This is a genomic window from Fibrobacter sp., from assembly GCF_017545445.1.
In the GTDB taxonomy this organism is placed as follows: Bacteria; Fibrobacterota; Fibrobacteria; order Fibrobacterales; family Fibrobacteraceae; genus Fibrobacter.
In genome coordinates this window covers 35726-56246 of record NZ_JAFWOM010000078.1, presented here as the reverse complement: position 1 = coordinate 56246, position 20521 = coordinate 35726, and the positions used below count along the sequence as shown (strand labels likewise).

16 protein-coding genes and 1 riboswitch are annotated in these 20521 nt (G+C 45.7%); of the genes, 13 read left to right on the top strand and 3 right to left on the bottom strand.

Annotated elements, in window-relative coordinates; all coding sequences use genetic code 11:
* The first annotated feature begins 97 nt into the window (after positions 1-97).
* From IKG78_RS09180 to IKG78_RS09170, 3 genes are all read left to right on the top strand, one after another.
* Positions 98-664: an FISUMP domain-containing protein gene (locus IKG78_RS09180; protein WP_290942602.1), complete on the top strand. Its 567-nt coding sequence runs from the start codon at positions 98-100 to the stop codon at positions 662-664.
* 9 nt (positions 665-673) lie between these two features.
* Positions 674-2338: a putative transporter gene (locus IKG78_RS09175; protein ID WP_290942600.1), complete on the top strand. Its 1665-nt coding sequence runs from the start codon at positions 674-676 to the stop codon at positions 2336-2338.
* Positions 2339-2602: 264 nt separating this feature from the next.
* Positions 2603-4138 (top strand): hypothetical protein, encoded by a 1536-nt coding sequence (locus IKG78_RS09170; RefSeq protein ID WP_290942598.1) that lies wholly within the window; start codon positions 2603-2605, stop codon positions 4136-4138.
* Between the two features lie 69 nt (positions 4139-4207).
* Here the strand turns inward: IKG78_RS09170 and IKG78_RS09165 are convergent, their stop codons facing one another.
* Positions 4208-5203: a bile acid:sodium symporter family protein gene (locus tag IKG78_RS09165; protein ID WP_290942596.1), complete on the bottom strand. Its 996-nt coding sequence runs from the start codon at positions 5201-5203 to the stop codon at positions 4208-4210.
* Positions 5204-5284: 81 nt separating this feature from the next.
* Here IKG78_RS09165 and IKG78_RS09160 point away from each other — a divergent pair, with 81 nt between their 5' ends.
* Positions 5285-6193, top strand: coding sequence for a hypothetical protein (locus tag IKG78_RS09160; protein WP_290942594.1), 909 nt, complete (start codon positions 5285-5287; stop codon positions 6191-6193).
* Here the strand turns inward: IKG78_RS09160 and IKG78_RS09155 are convergent.
* On the bottom strand, positions 6190-7095 hold the full coding sequence (locus IKG78_RS09155) for a hypothetical protein (RefSeq protein WP_290942591.1): 906 nt from the start codon (positions 7093-7095) through the stop codon (positions 6190-6192). The two genes, IKG78_RS09160 and IKG78_RS09155, sit on opposite strands and share 4 nt — an antisense overlap.
* Before the next feature lie 220 nt (positions 7096-7315).
* Here IKG78_RS09155 and IKG78_RS09150 point away from each other — a divergent pair, with 220 nt between their 5' ends.
* Together IKG78_RS09150 and IKG78_RS09145 are read left to right on the top strand one after the other, a co-directional pair.
* Positions 7316-8149, top strand: coding sequence for a TIGR02147 family protein (locus tag IKG78_RS09150; protein ID WP_290942589.1), 834 nt, complete (start codon positions 7316-7318; stop codon positions 8147-8149).
* A gap of 1 nt (position 8150) precedes the next feature.
* Entirely contained in the window at positions 8151-10010 is a 1860-nt protein-coding gene (locus tag IKG78_RS09145) for a hypothetical protein (RefSeq protein WP_290942586.1), read from the top strand.
* A 134-nt stretch (positions 10011-10144) separates the two neighbouring features.
* On the opposite strand, the gene IKG78_RS09140 is transcribed toward IKG78_RS09145, so the two are convergent.
* Entirely contained in the window at positions 10145-11422 is a 1278-nt protein-coding gene (locus tag IKG78_RS09140) for an O-acetylhomoserine aminocarboxypropyltransferase/cysteine synthase family protein (RefSeq protein WP_290942583.1), read from the bottom strand.
* Between the two features lie 443 nt (positions 11423-11865).
* On the opposite strand from IKG78_RS09140, the gene IKG78_RS09135 reads away from it, so the two are divergent.
* From IKG78_RS09135 to IKG78_RS09105, 7 genes are all read left to right on the top strand, one after another.
* Positions 11866-12978: a radical SAM protein gene (locus IKG78_RS09135; protein ID WP_290942581.1), complete on the top strand. Its 1113-nt coding sequence runs from the start codon at positions 11866-11868 to the stop codon at positions 12976-12978.
* Positions 12979-12998: 20 nt separating this feature from the next.
* Positions 12999-13502 carry a hypothetical protein gene (locus tag IKG78_RS09130; protein ID WP_290942578.1) on the top strand — a complete coding sequence of 168 codons (504 nt, stop codon included), beginning with the start codon at positions 12999-13001 and terminating at the stop codon, positions 13500-13502.
* A gap of 87 nt (positions 13503-13589) precedes the next feature.
* Positions 13590-14495 carry a DMT family transporter gene (locus tag IKG78_RS09125; protein WP_290942576.1) on the top strand — a complete coding sequence of 302 codons (906 nt, stop codon included), beginning with the start codon at positions 13590-13592 and terminating at the stop codon, positions 14493-14495.
* Between the two features lie 101 nt (positions 14496-14596).
* Positions 14597-15259: a LemA family protein gene (locus IKG78_RS09120; RefSeq protein WP_290942574.1), complete on the top strand. Its 663-nt coding sequence runs from the start codon at positions 14597-14599 to the stop codon at positions 15257-15259.
* A gap of 26 nt (positions 15260-15285) precedes the next feature.
* Positions 15286-17022, top strand: coding sequence for an MAG1210 family protein (locus IKG78_RS09115; RefSeq protein ID WP_290942571.1), 1737 nt, complete (start codon positions 15286-15288; stop codon positions 17020-17022).
* 42 nt (positions 17023-17064) lie between these two features.
* Positions 17065-17259, top strand: a riboswitch (cobalamin riboswitch).
* A gap of 71 nt (positions 17260-17330) precedes the next feature.
* Positions 17331-19373 carry a TonB-dependent receptor plug domain-containing protein gene (locus IKG78_RS09110; RefSeq protein ID WP_290942568.1) on the top strand — a complete coding sequence of 681 codons (2043 nt, stop codon included), beginning with the start codon at positions 17331-17333 and terminating at the stop codon, positions 19371-19373.
* A gap of 71 nt (positions 19374-19444) precedes the next feature.
* Positions 19445-20521, top strand: coding sequence for a hypothetical protein (locus IKG78_RS09105; protein ID WP_290942566.1), 1077 nt, complete (start codon positions 19445-19447; stop codon positions 20519-20521).

Genomic DNA, 20521 nt, shown 5'->3' with positions numbered 1-20521 from the left:
ATAATCTATCAATTTTTGTTATTAATCTAATATAAATAATCTATTGGTCATTATCAATTTTCTATGCTAAATTTGCGTGCAAAAAAGAGGATGTTTTATGAAAAAGGTTTTTAAAATACTCTGCATGGCTGTTACAGCTGCTGCAACAATGTCTGCATTTACTGCTTGCGATGCATCGAATACATGCACTTACGACGAATCCACCCATAAGCTTTTCTGTTCTGAAAAAACGTACTCAACGATAAATATCAAAGGCCAAATCTGGATGGCTGAGAATTTGTCTGCATACATCCCCGATTCCAGTGTTTGCTACGGCAATGACCATGCAAACTGCGATACTCTGGGCCGCCTCTATACTTGGGGTGCCGCGACAAACGGACTTTGCCCAAAAGGCTGGGAGCTTCCCTCGCAGCAGGATTTCAAGAATGCTTTTGGCAGCGCGGTTCCTGCAGATCTGAAAAAAGATCGTCCGTTTGGTTTATTGTTCGCCGGGTTCCGCTATTTCGATGGAAAATTTGCGGACAAAAATGCAAGTGCGAGTTTTTGGACTCGCGATAGCTATGATGATTCTAGAGCTTTCCTTGTTCGTGTGACGGATTCGACGATTACTTATGAGCATTTTAACAAGAACATCGCCGCGTCTGTTCGCTGCGTAAAAAATTAATATTACAAGATGGATTGGTTAATTGATTTATTTGCAAAGCCCTCCGTAGGGCAACAGGTTTTGGCGCTTTCGCTTACGGCAGCCGTGGGCATTATGCTCGGCAAAGTCAAGGTGAAAGGTATTAGCCTTGGGGGAGCTGGCGCTCTTTTCGTAGGGATCCTTCTGGGTCATATCGGAATGCGGATCGAGCCCAGCGTTCTCCATTTTATGCAGGAGTTCGGTCTTATTTTATTTGTTTATACTATCGGTATGCAAGTAGGCCCGGGCTTTATCGACTCCATAAAGCGGCACGGTCTAGTGCTCAATATTCTTGCGGTGAGCATCGTCCTCTTGGGTGTACTTGCTACCGTTCTTATTTACTTCACGACGAGCATGCACGATAACGTGCCGGTGCTGATTGGCATGCTTTGCGGTGCCGTGACGAACACTCCGTCGCTCGGTGCTGCGAATTCGGCGCTTACGGCGGCTGGCGTGGACGCTTCCTTGACGGGCGTTGGCTATGCGGTGGCTTACCCGTTTGGCGTGATAGGCATTATCCTCGTGATGATCCTTGTGCGCGTATTCTTTAGGCAAAAACCGGAAGTCGCTGCTGCGGAATACCAGAAAGAAATTGCAGAACAGTCCAAGGAAATCGTCTCTTGCACGCTCCGTGTGGATAACGTAAATCTTGTGGGCTGCAAGATCAAGGACATTCCGGGCCTCATCTCTTCGGGTGCCGTGGTGACGCGCCATGCCCGCGACCAGGTGATTAACATGCCGAAGGGCGATATGACGCTTGAACTCCATGACTTGGTACATGTCGTCGGGATGCCGGATGCGATTGAAAGCTTGCAGAAGATTATTGGCGAAAAGCAGGCGACCCCAATTACGCTCCAAAAGTCGAATTTGGCGGTCAAGACGATTCTCGTGACGAACAAGAAAATTCTTGGCAAGAGCATTCAGCAGCTTGCGCTCAACGACCGCTTTGGCGTGACCGTGAGCCGTGTGACGCGTGGCGGATTCAAGTTCACCGGGCGCCTCGATATTCGCGTGAAATTTGCAGATAAATTGCTCGTTGTCGGTACGCCGGAAAGCATTGCCGCTGCCGCAAAGGAACTTGGTGACTCGCTCACTGCGCTTGACCATCCGGAAATTCTCCCTGCATTCCTTGGCATTTTCCTTGGCGTGATTGTCGGAAGCATCCCGCTTGCGATTCCTGGAATGCCGACTCCGCTCAAGCTCGGTCTTGCTGGCGGTCCGCTCATTGTCGCGATTATCCTCAGCCGCAAACGCAAAATGGGTCCGCTCAACTTCTTTATGGCGAACAGCGCAAACCTCATGCTACGTGAACTTGGCATCACGATTTTCTTAAGCTGTGTGGGCCTCAATGCCGGTATCAAGTTCTTCGATGTGCTCTTGAATGGCGACGGATTTTACTACATGGCTCTCTCGGCAATTATCACGTTCTTCCCACTGATGATTGTGGCGATTGTTGGCAAGGCTGTGTTCAAGGTCAATTACCTCTCGCTTTGCGGTGTGCTTGCGGGTGCAACGACAGACCCTCCGGCGCTCGCGTTCGCAAACGGTCTCAGCAATTCTGAAGCGACGAACGTTGGTTACGCATCTGTTTATCCGCTTACGATGTTGCTGAGAATCTTGAGCGGTCAGGTGCTTGCGATACTGCTAATCTCTTAGAGCTTTGTGGAATTCGCGTTGAAGTGCGTGGCAAGGTGTTTGTCGAAATGTGCAAACCTTGTCATTGCGAGCGAAGCGCGGCAATCTCTTGATTTCTTGATGGTTTTATACTCGTTCGTTTTCCTGGTCATAACAAAGGGCGGCTCGAAAGGGCCGCTCTTTTCCATATAGTTTGTGTTGTAAAAAGAATATTACAAAGTAAAAAAGTAGAAAAATGTTATTAAATATACATCAGGTTATTGAATAACCAAGGAGAAAATAATAATGACTATAAATGAATATTTTGAATCTATCAAACATAATAAAGCAAAATTACGACAGTTTGTTGCAGATATGCCTAAGGGCGGTGAACTGCATCATCATCTTACTGGCGCTGTTTACGCAGAAACGCTTTTTGCGATTGCTTATAATCAAGAACTTTACGTTAATCTTGATACGGGAAGGTTGAGCGTAGGTGCACCTGATCCCAAGAAGTACCCTGATGCAGACAAATACATTCAGCTGACCGCAAAAACTTTCGAACCGGATGAAAATGGATATAAAAAATACGATTTCCATTTTACGCGAATATCCCTGATAGATAAGTGGAGCGTAAGGGATTACCAACCTTACAAATATCCTCTTGGCCCTGATGAATATTTCTTTTCGCTTTTTGGGAATTTTATTGCCGCCGCAGGTAATAAGTATTTACCTACAATTGTTCATCGGTTGAAAGTTCGGGCCAAGGAAGAAAATCTACAGTATATCGAAACCATCGGTATTGCCCCTTCCATTCCTAAAAATGCTTTTTTGGAACAAGTCGATTATGATGGGTATAACGAAGAATTTAAAGCTGCATGCATGAATTTTTATAAAAACCCAGAAAATTGTAAAAATGTAATCTGCAATCTTGTTCGTAAAATTCTCAAAGTCTATGAAAAACAATATAAATTTGATACATCGCTTATTTACAATGCTGTTAAGCAGTATGTTCTTGATAACCAAAATATACTTAGCGTTGATAAACCTGACGATAATAAGCAGGATGCCATTGCTGGCAAATTTGATACCACATCGGTATCTGATTCTGATGTTGTGATGAGATTGCAGGGCTATGCATCTCGCGGAGGCAAACCAGTTGATGTATTGGCGCAGTTGTATATTGTCCATAAGGCAATGGCGCTTGCGCCGGATTTGATTGTCGGTTGTAACCTTGTTGCTGCTGAAAACTCCGAAAATTCCATGCTGTATTACAAAGCACATATGATTATGCTTGCAATATTGAGAGAAGAATTTAAGAACAAAACAGCGTTAGGCTATCCCAATCTCGCACTCCATGCGGGCGAAATGACAATGGGTCTTGTTCCGCCAGAACAGCTTACTTATCACATTACCGATGCTGTAAAAATTGCTCAAGCAAAAAGAATTGGTCATGGCGTCGATATTGTTTTCGAACATAACAGCGCTGAACTTCTTGAATACATGAAACAGAACAATATTGCGATAGAGATTAATCTTACCAGTAACGAGTTTATTCTCGGCGTGAAAGGCGATTCTCATCCGTTCTCTATTTATAAGGACAGTGGTGTGCCGATGGTAATTTCTACGGATGACCCGGGAATTCTTCGTACTTCTATTACGGAAGAATATGCTCTTGCTGCATACAGATATGATCTGACTTATGATGATATAAAGAAACTTGTAAGCAATAGCATTGCTTACAGTTTCCTCGATGATAACGGAAAGGCGATGGTTAAGAAAATGTATGAAGCTAAATTGTCTGAATTTGAAGCGAAATACGCGAAATTAGCGTCTTACTAAAAATAGCTTGTTTGTAAAATGATAATGCAAAAAGGCCTCCCTGTATGGGGGCCTTTTTAAGTGCTTTTTTTATTCTGCTTTCTTCTTGTCCATGTGTGCGAAAATTCCGGCGAGGATTGTTCCGCTGATGGAATGGTAGGCGCAGCTGATGGCGCATGGCACAACGCAGAGGGCCGCTTCCGGGTGGAGGGCGAGATTCTCCGGGTTGGCGAAGAATGCGCCGGCGAGGACTGTTGCCATGCCTGCATTCTGCACGCCGACTTCAATGGAAATGGTGCGCTTCTTGGCTGTGTTGAATTTGAACAAACGACCGACATTGTAGCCGAGTACGTAGCCGAGGCCGTTATGCAAAAACACCACAGCGAGGATGAGTGCGATAAGGCCAAAGCCGTTCGCGAAAAGCTGCGGGCGAACGGTCACGATAACGCCACCGACGATTAACGCAAGGCCGATAACGCTCACGGCGGGCATGTTTGCCTGGAATTCCTTGAAGCCTGCGCGCTTGCCGAAGAAGTAGTTGCAGGTGAAGCCGATTGCAATCGGGAAAACGGTCACGTAAAGGATGTTGAGGAACATGCCGACGGCGTTCACTTCGATGCTCGTGTCAGCAAGCCAAAGGACCAAAAGCGGGGTCATGAGCGGAGCGAGAAGTGTGCTTGCCATGGTCATGCTCACGGAGTAGGTCACATCACCTTTTGCCAAGAAGCTCATGACGTTGCTTGAAACGCCGCCCGGGCAGCAACCGACGAGAATGATGCCGATGGCCAAATACGGGTCAAGTCCAAAGAGCTTCGTGAGCGTGAATGCGACGAGTGGCATGATGGTGTATTGCGCGACGGCGCCGAGAAAAATGTCGCCAGGACGTTTCATCAAGTTGCGGACATCGTCCATGGTAATGGTAAGGCCCATGCTGAGCATGATGATGCCGAGAATAATCGAGCTTGTGTTGCCGTGAACCCAGCCAAAAAGCGTGGGGATGAAAAATGCGATGACTGCACATGCGATGACGAAAAGCGATGTGTATGTCGATAAAAAGCGGCTAACAGCCCTTATTAAATTAAGCATTGTAATATCCTTCTTTGAGTGATTTAAATATAGGCATATATGCGGGGTGTGGCTAGGCAGTAATTTATCTATATTGTCGGTATGATTCGCAAATACCTCCATTTGGCTTTTTTGATAGCCGCGTTGCTTGCTCTTGACGGTTGTCATACCTATAAAATGAGCGTTCTTGAGGGTGACTTTGACGCACGAGTTGCTCCCGCAATGCGAGGTGCTGAATTTGCGATGGATTCCGGTTCGACGATTCGCCGCTTGAGTGTTTCTGTGCATCCGATGAAGGATAAGTCCGTCGATCTTGTAAACGTATGGAACAAAGAAGTTTATGTTTGCGATTTGGATGGAGAATGCGAAGCTACAGATGATTATGACTTGAAACTTGATGAGCGTAAGGCAGATATTGACTATATCCTGAAAAGTTTTCCGATTTCCATTGACTTGGAGTGGATGAATAAATTCGAAACAGTATATACGGCTTACGGATTTGGCTTGGATCCGCTGCCTTATGCGAAAGCGTCGTTCGGGGCTAATTTTCGTTATGGCGAAATTGGGGTTAGCACTTTTTGGGGGCTAGATTACGGTAAAGCGACGTATAAATACGAAGGTGTTTTTGTGAGCGGAGGGTGCATTATGTGCGTGTCTCCGGAACCGGAATATACAACTGGAGAAAATAGCGACAGTTATTTGCACTTCCGAGGCGGAATCGGAGCTTATGCAAGTTTGTTCTTAGGCCCGGTAGCGTTGGTCTATGTTCCGTCGCTAACGAAACCGTGGTTGTGGCGTGATGATTTGGAAGGGAAGGCTTTTCAAGGCGTTGAACCGATGGCTGATTACGATATTTCGTTTGCGTTCCCATGGTTTATTACAAATTATTTCGGCGTGACATATACGCTTAATAAAGTGGCCCAGTTTAGAGTGGGCGTTTCGATTGTCAACGGAAAACAGCTGGCGGATGGGGCGTATTACGGTTCTGCGTCTGCGTCGTGGCTCTTTTAGTTCTGCGGCGTTGCCTTGCAAGAATATTGCATAAGCCATTTGTGCTTTTCTTTTGGCGTGAATGGCTTGCATTCTTCTAGAGAGGGTTTGTCTGTATGAGCGCTCAAAGAAATCCCTAGATTCAAACCTAAAATGGTGGGCGTTAAAGCGAATGACGCTATAGGGTTGTAAAGCACAAGCCCAGCTCCAATGATTGCGGAGGGGAAAATTCCCCAAAGAACGGCTTTTCCTTTGGAAATGGGCCTGAATTCTCTACAGTAGTTCATGCGTGTTGCAGGGATGGGGAATATTTCTTTAGAGTCGTTTTCGTATAGCCAAACCATGTCGTCTTTTTCGTCGTAGCAAAGGCCGTTTGAATAAAAAGCGATGGCGCTGTCCATAGTTGTTGTGCTTGAAGGAATCTCGTCTTTGTATGATTTATTTGTTGTGAACCAAGTTTCTTGAATCTCGTGAATGCGTTTTGTTTGGAGGCTATCGACGTAACGGTCTAAAGAATCTGTGTTAGCGGGTGTCATGAGTGGTGCAAGGATGGCGAGGGTGGGCGTGAATAGCGCGAAGGGGAATGGTATGAATACAAATCCGGCTCCCATGGCGACAAGGCCTGCGCCCAAAGCGATTTTTTCGTTATCCGAAAAGAAGTTTTGGGGAACTTGTTGTTTTATGTAATCGCTGTAAATCGTGTCGCCTAAAAATCGAACGGTGATTTTTGAAGTATCATCGAGGTGAACTGTTTGCTGGTTTAGCTTGTACGGAGTCATGCCGAGGTAGCGCGAATCCGCATAGACTGCGGCATGGACATCATTGGGTGCTTCGATATTGATAATGAGGTTTTGGCGATTTACGCAACTGCACAGAACGAGCGGCAAAAGCAATAGCGGCAAGATCAAGCGGACCAGTTTCATGCGGTTTAATTTAGTAATAAACAGCCCCGTTTCGAAATAAAATCGGGATAGCTGGGGCAGCGAAGAAGGAAGGGCGGTGTTGTGCAATCCAATGAGAAAAATCGTGTAATGTGAAAAAAATAAATTTTGTATCATAAATTTCTTGACTTATGATACAAAAAATAGTATATTAAAATTGAGTGAATGGAATGATGTTCAAACTCTTCGATTTGGTTGTGTTATGAAACCGTTAACTGAATATAGAGATTATCGTCGCTGCATGCAGGACTTTTACGATGAACGTAAGAGGACGTGTTCGTTCACATGGCGTGAGTTTGCTCGGCTTGCGGGCTTCACGTCGCCAACGTACTTAAAGCTTGTGTGCGAAGGGAAAAGTAGCCTCAGCGAATTGGGAATAGAAAGAGTCGCGTCCGCCATGAATTTGGGCGGCTTCGAAAGTGCCTATTTCCGCCATTTGGTGCGGTACAATCAGGCAAAAGATGACGAGGCGAAAAAGAATGCTTTCGCCAGCATGAAGGACATTGCCGATGCGAATAAGATTCGTGTCGTGGATGGTGATGCCTTTACCTATTTTGAATCTTGGAAAAATCCTGTTTTACGCGAACTTGTCGCCATGATGCCGGGGGCCACTCCCGAGGCTGTTGCCGAAATGTGCTGGCAGCCCGTCACTGCAGATGATGTTCGCAAGTCGCTTGACTTTATGGTGAGCGTTGGTATTTTGCAACGCAAGTCCAAGAATGTTTATGTGCAGACGGAAAAGGCCTTGATAGGCAATTCCGATGTGATGCCTTTGGTGCTGCGTTCTATGCATCGCGAAATGGCCGGTTTTGCACAGAAGTCTATAGACGCGTTTGAACCTCAGGAGCGCGATATTTCTGGTGTGACCATGGGAATTGATCGCGAAGCCTATGAACAAATTGTGCGAGAACTGGATTCTTGCCGTAGAAAAATTGTGGCTATTGCCAATATGAGTAAGGAACCGTCTCAAGTTTATCGTTTGAATTTGCAGATGTTCCCATTGTCTAAAAATACAAAACAAAAAGGAGAGGAATGATATGAATACGTATATAAACACAAATATATTTCGCTTGGGTTTGTTATGCGTTCTTTCGCTGACTGCGTGTTCGGAAGATACCGCATCATCTCAAAATTTCGGTACTACCGAAGAGAAAAACGCATTTTGGAATGATGATTCCAATCTTAAGGCGTGGAATGTCATGGAAGGGTCTGGGATTGAACTGGATGCTAGCAAGAAAACTTTGGCGGGTCGCGTATCTCTTGCGAAAGCGGGTGGAGATGGCTTAAGCCGTGCCGGTATAGTTTTTGATGTTTCTAATCCGGATGGCTCTCCTGTTGACCTTTCGGAAAACAGCGGTGGCTTGTGCGTTACTTACCAGTCTGACTTTGATGTGGAAGTTCGTCTGGATGACGGTGATTATGCAAGTTCGTCTGTAGATAAAGATTTGCCCTATGCAAGCTTCGCTATGAAGGATGATGGGGATGGAACTCATTGTGTTTCCTGGGAAAATTTTGAGAAGAAAAAATCTGATAAGGATGATGAATCCTTTGCTAAGAAGGTTCGTTCTGTGCAGATTGTCTTTGTTGGCGAGCCGGGGGCGTCGGGTATATTCGACATCCAGCGATTGGCTCCCTATGTCCGTTGGGAAATGTGGTGGAGCAAGACTCATGGAGATCGCGTAAATACAGGTTTTGAAGAAGGTGACGCGGGTACTTCTGGTAAATTGACTCTTTTCGGAAGTCTTGCTGAAGATGATGTTGTTTATACTGACAGAGGTCTTAAAGGTAATGTTGTTTTTGATGATTCCAAATCAAATCCCGATGTGGGTATTCAGTTTCTTGTTGCTGGGAAAACGACTGAAAATGGCTCGGAAGTGATTCATTCGGCGGACGTGACCACCAAATGGAAGGGGATTTGTCTGGAGTATGAATCCCAGATGGATATCGAAATGCAGCTTGTTCCCGAGAATGCTGGTGTAGATAACATTCTCAAGTTGACCTTCGCCAAAAATGATAATGCATCCGTTGGCGCTTCTGATGGGGGGGAGGGAGTTAGCAACATGGAAACTGTATGTTACGAATTCGCGGATGTGCCAAATGCAAATAGAGTTTTAAATAACTTAACTACCGTCCGTTTGAAATTTGTCAAGGAAAATAATTCTGGCACGAGGTTTTATATTAAACGAATAAGTTACTTGTTACCGGAAAATCTTTCTGTTCGGGACGTGGGCGAATACAAAGAAATCGTTCCTACGGTGTCATCTACTTATAAGTCCGGGAAAAGTTTCTTGTGGAATGGCGCTGTTGATGGGGACCGTGTGAATCTCGGCATTGCTAATGCGACATCTGGTGGAATTTGGACTAATTCTCCCGAAGAAACGGGGGCGTATGATTTCAATTTCCCCAACGATGTGGTTGCAGACTCTAGCGGAAATGTCATTCCATCCTTGGTGAACAAGTATCATAAGTTCAAGGCTTACGTGAAGTTTTCGGGTGGTATAATCCTCGTTGGCGACTCCATTGTTTTCGTGAACGGTTTGGATGATGCGACCTTAGGTAACCTTGCGTATATCGGCTTTAACACGGTCAGCTCAAATCAGGAGCCGGCAGATATCAGCGCCTGGGGTGGTTTTTGCGTACATTATAGTACATATAATTCTCTTAGGATAGCTATCGTCACCGATGCTTCTGCAAATAAATACTGGTATGCTGACGTTGATTATTCGAATGATATGACTTGGGGCAAAGTTTCCTGGAACGCGTTCAAGAATATTGAAAAGGGGTCCAGTGAAAAAATTGAAGATGTTCTGGGAAAAGTGACCGCAGTTCAACTTCAGTTCGATGAAGGGGAAACTGTTGTTGATAAGTTTGGCTCTTACGATCAATGCGGTAAGTGATAATATGAATTGTTAATATGGAAGAGGAGGAAGGAAGCCACGAGAAATCGTGGCTTTTTTAGTTGTACGAGGACAAGATAAGAAAACGACACCGGTTGATCGGTGCCGTTTTTGGTATATAGAAATGCAAAGGTTTAGACTTTGTCCAAAGCTTGCGTCAAGTCGGCAATGATGTCTTCGACATTTTCGATACCGACGCTGAAGCGGATCAAGTCCGGTGCAACGCCTGCTTCGATGAGCTGTTCGTCGCTGAGCTGGCGGTGCGTGTGGCTTGCCGGGTGCAGCACGCAGCTGCGGGCGTCGGCCACGTGGGTCACGATGCAAATCATCTTGAGGCTGTCCATGAACTGGATGGACTTTTCACGGCCGCCCTTGATGCCGAAGGTGAGAACGCCGCACGGGAGGCCACCCTTGAACTGCTTCTGTGCGAGTTCATAGTACTTGTCGCCTTCGAGGCCGGCATAGTTGACCCAAGCCACCTTCGGGTGGTTCTTGAGGAACTTGGCACAGGCGAGAGCATTTTCGCAGTGACGCGGCATGCGGAGGTGCAAGGTTTCGAGACCGACGTTCAGGAGGAATGCGTTCTGCGGAGACTGGATAGAACCGAAATCGCGCATGAGCTGTGCGGTGGCCTTCGTGATGTAAGCACCCTTGCCGAAAGCCTTCGTGTAGGCGAGGCCGTGGTAGCTCGGATCCGGTTCGGTGAGGCCCTTGAAACGGTCATGGTTTGCTTCCCAATCGAAGTTGCCGCTATCGACGATGCAGCCACCGACTGCCATGGCGTGGCCGTCCATGTACTTGGTTGTGGAGTGGGTCACGATGTCAACGCCGAATTCGATCGGACGGCAGAGAATCGGGGTCGGGAAGGTGTTGTCGACAATCATCGGAACGCCGTGCTTGTGGGCGAGATCAGCAAAGCGCTTGAGGTCCAAGACCTTGCCAGCTGGGTTGGCGACTGTTTCGCCGAAGAGGCACTTGGTGTTCGGGCGGAAAGCCTTTTCAATTTCTTCGTCAGAGGCATCCTGATCGACAAACGTGCATTCGATGCCGAGCTTCTTCATCGTGACGGAGAAGAGGTTGCTCGTACCGCCGTAAATGGCGGATGTGCTGATGAAGTGGTCGCCAGCTTCGCAGATGTTGAAAACAGCGTAGAAGTTTGCGGCCTGACCGGAACTCGTGAGCATGGCTGCAACACCACCTTCGAGAGCGGCGATCTTGTTAGCGACAGCGTCGTTGGTCGGGTTCTGCAGACGGGTGTAGAAGTAGCCGGAAGCCTTCAGGTCGAACAAGTCGGCCATGTCATTGGTCGTTTCGTACTTGAAAGTGGTGCTCTGGTAGATGGGGAGAACGCGCGGTTCGCCGTTTTTCGGCTGCCAACCGCCCTGAATGCAAAGAGTTTCGATTTTGGACATTTTGTGGGATCCTTTATAAAATTTTTATGTTGTGTAATATAGTTAGATTCTATAGCATGGTCTATGGAAATGTATTTTGAAAATGGAACTTTTACGAAAAATAAGTTCATTATTAGCTAAAAATTATAGTTGGCGATAGAAAAAATCTATAACAATAATGGAATTTGGCTCTTTAATTTTTTTTATGCTGGATTTGAAAAGATAAACAATGGATAGAATAGGTTGCTTTTTGGAATGGAAGCGAGTTTTTTATTTAAAAAATTAATTTATGTAGAATCTGTGTTTTTTTTGATAATGAGTGTGAAAGTATTTGGTGTCGTTTAGATGATTGAAAAAATGTTTTATGTGATTTTTTTAACGTTTATATGAATGAATAAAATTTTACATATCATGTAATATTAAATGTATTATATTATTGTATGTAAACATTTATATGGGGAGTGATGAATTTATTACTGAGTTTAACAGAACGGTGCAATCTTCGCTGTAGCTATTGTTATTATAGAGAAAGCCAAATAGACCGAATAATGGATATGAGTGATGAAGTGCTAGAAGCAGCACTGCGCGTGGCTTTCGAGCGGACTATTGAACTTAAGCAAAACTTTTTAAATATAACATTTTTTGGCGGTGAACCACTTTTACGAATGGATGCTATAAAAAAAGGTGTAAAGCTAGCAAAATCAATGGTCAAGAATCACCGTAGCGAGTTGCCAAAAGATTTTCAGTTGAGTTTTTTTGTGAATACGAATGGAACGCTTGCGACAGAAGAAATTTTTGATTTTTTGAAAAAAGAAAAAATTCAGATTTTCCTTTCGTTAGATGGCCCAGAAAGAAAGCACAATATATCCCGCAAAAAAGTGAATGGCAAGGGGAGCTTTGGCGACATTGCCAGTAATATCCCGACATTTGTAGAGATGAACGCGACCGTTCTTTCGGTGATTACACGAAAGCATGTGCGGGGCTTGTTCAATTCGGTCAAGTGGATTCTCGATCAAGGTTTTACCAATTTAGTGGCAGCTCCAGATTTCGACGGTCAATGGACTGACGTAGATATGGCCGCCTTATCGCTTGAATACCAAAAAATGGCCTTACTTTGGCTCAAATTTAGAAAGCAGGGCAAGGATGTTTATTTAGGGGCTATTCAAGATAAAATCTCGTATCGGCTGCTTAATGCGCGGCAGAGAGAAAACGGCTGTTCTATATTCAAGGGGGCTATTGGCGTGGCCGCGAATGGCAATGTATTCCCTTGCAGTCGATTCATCACAAGTAAAAAAGACGCTAAGTATGTGCTGGGCAATGTCCTCGACAAGAAAAATCGCATCTTTACAGGGGCGGTCGCGAAAGATATTTGCCATTTTTTAAAGTATGAAAAGCCGGAATGCAAAGGATGTTCAATTCGATATCGTTGCTCTGGCCATGAGTGTGGCTGTACCTCGTATTATACGACAGGTTCAATTTATGGAATCTCTCCAGAAGTGTGCGCCCATGAACGCATGCTGACTTCCATTTGTGATGAAGTCTTGGCGAAACGTCAGTCTTTAGGAGAGCTTTTTTAACAATCAACAAGGAAGGAAAAATGGCGAAAAAAACTACTTCAAAAAAAGCAGAAAAAAAAGTCTCTGCATCTAAAATACGTCCAGTTAAGCCTATACCGGATAGGCCGAGACCGACTGATCCTATAAAGCCGGTTCCGAATTTGCCACCGGTAGATCCGACTCCAATTCCGTTCCCGTTCCCGAATCCTACAATAGGATTGCCGTTTGAAGGGGAAGTTTTCAAACATATGCAGATTATTGCTGAATCGATGAACGCGCTGGGCGAATCAGTCAAGGAAGCTTACAATTTCAAGCCGGTGGTCGTCAAACTCGCGGAAATGCCCAAAATAAAGGGTAAGATAGGTGATGGCAGGAACGGACTTATTCACGAAAAGTGGATGTTTAACATGTTGAAGACCTTCAGCACCAATCTGAACAAGGTTTCGATTGCAATGCAGAAGGATGTCCAAAAGGCTATCAAGGCAAATGCTGCTGCCAAGAAATCGGCCAAGAAGACAAAGAAAAAAGCCTCGAAGACTAAATAAGATATCGCGGTTTTAAAAAGAAGGCTGGCTCGTCTGTGGGCTGGCCTTTTGCATTTGGAATAGAAAGTTTTTCTATCTTTGCGGTTGATGAAATCGATTTCTGCAACACCTTCTCACGGTTTAGCCTTTTGGCATTTGCTCGCGATTGTGACTGTCGCCTTTTGGGGCACGAGTTTCGTGAGCACGAAGGTGCTTTTGAACCACGATTTTTCGGCGGTGCAGATTTTCACGCTGCGTTTTGTGGTGACGTATTTTTTGCTCCTCGCGATTTCGCACAAGCGTTTCCGCTGCGAGAATTGGAAGCACGAATTGATTTTGTTTATTTGCGGACTGACGGGGTGCACACTTTATTTTTGGGCGGAAAATACGGCGCTCTCGATTTCGCCGTCGAGCAACGTGTCGCTCATTGTCTGCACGAATCCGTTGTTGATTATGATTTTTGGTGGTCTTATTTACAAGAGCGAACGCCTTTGCAAACGGCAGATTCTCGGGTGCGTGATTACGTTTATTGGCATGGTGCTTGTGGTGCTGAACGGAAAGTTTATTCTAAAACTTTCGCCCGTGGGTGATTTGCTTGCTTTTGGCTCTGCGTGCATGTGGACTGTTTATTCGTTGATTCTTCGCAAACTCAATGGAATATATTCTACGTTGTTCATGTCTCGCAAGATGTTCTTTTACGGGGCGCTTTCGTCGATTCTTGTAATGCTTACGGAGACGGAAAAGTCTGTACCATGGCAGAATTTTGCAGAACCTGTCGTCGCATTCAATTTCCTTTGCCTTACGGTGTTCTCGTCGCTGTGTGGATATCTCGTGTGGAACAAGGTTCTTGAAAAAATCGGGACCGTCCTCGCAAGCAATTACATTTATGCGATTCCGATGGTGACGATTATTACCGCCGTTATCGCGCTTGGGGAACACATTACGTCGGTTGCCATTGCGGGTGCGGTCGCCATTGTTGCCGGCATGGTGCTTGCAGAATGGAAACACAAGTAAATTGTCCTCGCAGGGAGGGAACCTTGCGGAAAATATTTTTGTTTTATCTATATTAACGAGTAGAATTTATCCCCATTTTAGAATTCATCAAGGAGAAAAGCATGGCAAATGAATTAGACGAGTTGACAGGCCCAGTGAATACGGAAGGTCGCGACATCAACGTCATCGAAAAACAACTTCCTGTGAAAGTCGGTGTGGGTTCGCTCATATTCGAAATCCTTCTTTGGGTGTGCGGAATTATACCTGGCGTTATCTTCTTGTTCATGAAGATTGGCGCAAAAAACTACTTCCAGCAGTTGCAGCAGAAATTACAGAGCGAAGCTTCGCAGATAGACAACTATTTGGAACAGCGCGTGCAGATTTTGCAAAACGTGGCCGGGCTTGTCAATAAGGCTATCGATCTTGACAAGGACGTGATGAAAACGGTCGCCGCATACCGTGGTGGCGTGATGCCCGATGCGGCCCGTAACCAAGTTGCTAATCAACTTGACGCTTCCTTTGCGCGTTTGTTCCCGCAGGTCGAAAATTACCCGGATCTTAAGGCTCACAGCGCCATCGCCGATGCCATGCAGCAGAACAGCTATTTGCAAAAAGAAATCACGGCGGCCCGTGCCCTTTACAACGATACCGTGCTTCAGTGGAATACCGATGTGTTCTCTTGGCCGACCAAGCAGATTGTCGCCGCCCGTGCTCATTACACCACGAGAATCCCGTTTACAGCATCTGCAGCCATCAAGGCTCGTGCAAGAGAAACATTTTTCTAATCGCATGTTAGATTCGGGTTTGTCCATTGATTGAAGACGTCTATAATCCAGTACAAAAGTTCCGTTCGGAGTTCCGCGACAAGTTTAAAGAAGTCGCGGAACAAACTTTTGAAGATTTGCTAAAGCATTCAGGGCTTGATGTCGAAGCTAACAAAGAAATTGTAAATAAAATAAATTCTTTGGAGCAGATTATTGATGCGTTGGAAAAACGCATTGCAAAGCTGAGCTTTTGGCAAGTCGTTCTTTGGCTTATTGTTATTGGCTGCGTTGTAGCAGGAATCTACTGTTATGGCGAAGCCCTCTACCGCTATATTTTGGCTCTTGTTGCAGGAGTTGTGATTTCACTCGTTGTTCTTTTCCGCGTGATAAAGCCTAGAAAAAATTCCGCAAAAAAAGAACTTCAAGAAGAACAAGCGTCCGTCGAGAAAAACAAGGAAATTGCGTGGGAACAAATGCGTCCATTGAACAGATTGTTCGATTGGGATATTACGGTGCGCATGATTTCAAAGACTGTCCCTCGCATACATTTTGACCCGTTTTTTACCAAGGGTCGATTGAGTGATCTTTACGCCCAATTTGGCTGGGATGACTTGTTTAATCAGGATAAATCTGTTCTGTTTACGCATAGCGGTGAAATCAATGGTAATCCGTTCATTCTTGGCCGTACGATGAGCATGCAATGGGGCGAAATGACATATCATGGCTCCAGAAAAATTTCTTATTGGGTGAGGGACGGAAAGAATTCATATAGAAAAACCGAAACGCTTGATGCCGAAGTTGTAAAACCTTATCCTGAATATTTTGTTGAAACATTCCTCATTTATGGATGCGATGCGGCTCCCAATCTCGTTTTCCATCGGAACTGCTCTGGGCTTGCAAATAAAGAAAATACTTTTTGGGGTAAATTGAGCAAGAACGCGGAACGCAAAAAACTAGAAAAGTTCTCTCGTAATCTCGAAGATGAATCGCAATACACCATGATGCCGAATCGCGATTTTGAAACTTTGTTCAATACCATGGACCGTAATAACGAAGTGGAATACCGCTTGCTGTTTACCCCTATCGCGCAAACGCAAATGCTAGAAATCATGCGGAATAAAACGGAAGGCTATGGTGATGATTTTAGTTTTGATAAATTGAATAAAGTGAATTGCGTTAAGGCCATACATTTGGATAATCTTGAACTGGATAACAATCCAGAACGTTACAAAAGCTACAGCGTTGAACAATCCCGTCAAAAATTCATGATGTATAATCAGGAATATTTCAGGGCACTTTATTTTGCTTTTGCTCCGCTCCTTGCAATTCCGCTTTATCAGCAAACCCGTACGCACGAAAATATTTACGGTATAAAAGAAAATTATCGTTCTTGTTTCTGGGAACATGAGGCTATTGCGAATTTTTATGGCGATGAAAAGTTTAAACATCCTGATTGCGTCACGCACTCGATATTAAAGACAACGGAAAGCCGAAACAGCGATGCGACCTCTCAAATTGAAGTGACTGCTTACGGCTATAGGACAGAAGACCGTGTCGAGAGCGTTCGTGTACGCGGAGGTGATGGCCGTAGTTACAATGTTGATGTGCATTGGGATGAGTATCTGCCTGTTTCGCAGACGAGCGGCTTGCGGATTCAAGAAGATATGGCTGGGTTTGAATCCCGCGAAATGGATGCTACGGAACGCGCCGACTATATCAGCAAAAAAGAAGAAACCTTCCGCAATGGGGTTTATCGGCGGTCGATGCTTTCTGGACTGGATTAACGAAATTCCTAGAAGATTGCTATATTTTTCGTTGAATTTGCCTTATGCGGTAAAACGCTGTATCGTTTCGCCAAAGATGCGATATAAGAGAATCCCGTGAAAGCCGGGAACGGTCTCGCCGCTGTAAGGGAGGACGAAACCAGCATAAACCAATGCTTGCCACAAAGGCGGGTGTGAAGGGGCTGGAAGTAGAGCGATCCCCGAGCCAGAAGAACTGTAAGGCATAAAAGACGCTTTGCGTCATAGGTTGTTAAACGGTGCGAAAGACATCGCTTTGCATAGCCACGCGGTTGCGTGGGTGTTTGACTGTGTGCAGTCGCATTTACGGTCCTTTAGGCGTTCGCGTGTGCGCGGTCGTACTGCTTGCAAGCGTTTTTGCTTCGTCCGAAGAATTTATTCAAGACTTGGGTGAATCGTCGGTTTACGAAACGAGCGGTGCTGAAAAGCCGTTGCAAGCGTCTTCGAGTTATGCCGAAGTTTTACCCGAAGCATGGGAAGGCCGCTCGCTTTCGGCGGCAGAGGTTCTGGCGTCGCTTCCGGGCGTGCAATATACGCGTCAGGGCGGAGTCGGGAGTTTTCAGACCGTGAGCATTCGCGGTGTCTCTGCAAAGAACATTGTCGTTTGCATGGACGGAATTCCGCTGAACGATGCTTCGGGCGGTGCTGTCGATTTCGGTTCGATTGACTTGAATCAAATTGAAAAGATTGAAGTTTATAAAGACCGCGTGCCTGCAAAATTTGGCGGTCGCGGAATCGGCGGTGCGATTAATTTTATCACCAAAGGTTCAAAGCCTGCCGAAGCGGTGCTCAATCCGGACGAAAAAAAGTCTGGCCGCATCCTTTTAAGCTATGGAAGCCACAACACGTGGGAAGCTGCGGCTCAGATGCTTTCTCGTTTAACGGACAGCGTCTCGGTAAGTGCGTCATTGTCGGCTCGCCATAGCGACAACGATTACGAATTCAGCAGTCAAAACGGAACGCCTTACAATCCCGATGACGATTTCACGGATAAACGTAAAAATGCAGAATTTACGGAATATTCCGGCCTTGTGAAAGCTCGCGTTCTGCATGAAAATGGCGTATTTTCGACGTTGAATTTTAACTTTAGCCGCTCCGAAGGCGGAAATCCTGGACGCGATGACGCTCAGACGGCGGTGGCGGGCTACAAAGGCGAATTTGCACAAGCGACTTATCGCGCGGAATTGCCGCAGTTGCTGGGCTGGCTTTGGCTGGAATTTTCGCTGACGGGCAAGTTCGAAAAAGCGGTGTCGCATTCTTATTATCCGCTGGATCATTTGGGCTATGATTTGCCGGGAATGCAGGAATATGGCACTGCGGGTTATAGCCTTGTACCAGAAGTTGTTGCGAATTATTCGGGTGAACGATTTGATGCCAATGTGCGTTTGTCTATGGACGCCGCCTATTATGAAAAACGAGGGACTTCGTCGAGTAAATGGAACTTGATGCGCGTGGCGACGAATGTCTCTGGCGATGTGTCCTATGATGTTGTTAAAAACTTTTCTGTTGGTGGTGAAGCGTCGGCATCAATTGTCAAGGACGATGTTCATGGAGGCAAGTTTGTACAGCCGACAACGGCAAAAACATTGAAAACAGAAAATACGCGAAGTGTTTCTTGGACGGGACGTGGATTTGTGCGTTATGATGCGTCGAATTCTCGGTATGGTGGCAGTTTGAGTTTTGGCCGCTTTGCTCGCATGCCGCAGCTGATGGAACTTTATGGCGTTTATCCTGGAATGCTGTCGAATCCGGATTTGAAAGATGAATCGGCGTTGCGTTTTGAGGTCGGTGGCTATTACATGATTCCGAAAAGCAATTCCGCAATTCGTGCAACATATTTTGAAACGCATGTGGATAATGGAATTTATTGGCTTGTGAGTGGAGGTTTTTCGAAACCGGTCAATATCGGTGAATCGCATGTGCGCGGGCTTGAAGCGGAACTCGAAAGCAAACCGAAAAAATGGTTGTCCGTGGTTTTGCGTGCGACATTCCAAAATGCAGAAGACCGGAGCGATGATGCTTATTACAACGGCAACCAACTCCCGAATGAACCGATGCGTTCGTTTTATGCCGAAGCTCGTTTTGATTTGCCATATCATCTTGATTTTACATGGACTTCGGAATACCGCACCAAGATTTATGATGACCGAGCGAATCGCATCAAGCAGCCTGCTGTAGATTTGCACCATTTTTCGCTTGGCTACACACCTTTTGAAAAAACACGACTTGTTTTTGCGCTACGGAACTTGACGGATGAAACGTATAGAAATCCCTATATTCCATTCCCAACTCCGGGGCGAGAATACAAATTAACATTAACCCAGGGGTTTTAAACCCCGCGCAGAATGGGACTTGCAAAACTTGTAATTCACATCGTCTGCGAAAAACATAAAAAGGAACCACTATGAAAAAAATCCTCACACTCCTCGCAGGAACATCGCTTGCATTCTATATGCAGGCATGCTCGGACAGCTCCACTTCTGCCGAAGATGATTTGCTGAAGCCGGGTTCGGTTTATGTATTCGGTTCGGACTATACGTCTGGCGAACTCCGTTGGGTGCTTGATGATGGCATTTCTGACAAGTCGATCCAGTTCAATCAGGACTCCAAGGTGGTCGGTATTGATGGCAACCTTTTTGTTCTTGAAAGACTCAATGCAGACAACCTTGCTCTTGTCGATGTTTCGGAAGATAAGGTGAAGTGGCAGATTGAATTGGACGATGCTTCGAATCCGAGTGATGTCGTAAAGGCCAATAAGGACGAAGTTTGGGTGGCTTTGGAAGGTGCTGCCAAGTTTGTGAAGGTCGCTGTCAAGGATGGCAAGATCACAAAGACCGTTAAAACAAATAAGTTCTCTCATGGCAAGGCAACGACTCCGAATCTCGTTGATTTCGAAGTCAGTGGCGATACTTTGTTCGCTCTCTTCCAGCGTTCTGAAAACTACGCTTATCCGGTTCCGGGCCTTCTCGCTATGTACAAGCTTAGCAACGGCGATCTCCTCGACACGATTAAGCTTGCCAAGAAAAACCCGATGGCTATGGGCTTTGCTAATGGCAAGCTCTATATTGCTTCTCAGGGCGAATACAATGCAGACTACGGAACGGATGCTGATGCTAACCGTGGTATTGAAGTTGTTGACTTTGCTAAGAAGAAGACTTCGATGGTCGTTGACGGCAAGAAGCTTGGCGGTGGTGTCTATGCATTTGCTGTTGACCCGGAAGGCGTTGGCTATGCTGCTGTTTATAAGGCTTGGGGCGATGTTCCCCTGATGAAGGTGGATTTCTCTAAGAAGACTGCTGAAAAGGTTTCTGGCGTGAGCGATGTCGAAGGCTCTCTCTTGTTTGACGACGTTGACGGCGTGCTTTATATTGGCGACCGTGGTTCTAAGGGTGGCCTCTATAAGTATGAAAGTGGCAAGGCTAGCAAGATCGATGCTCCGAAGAAAATGCTTCCGGTTTACGGCATTGCTATTGTGAGATAA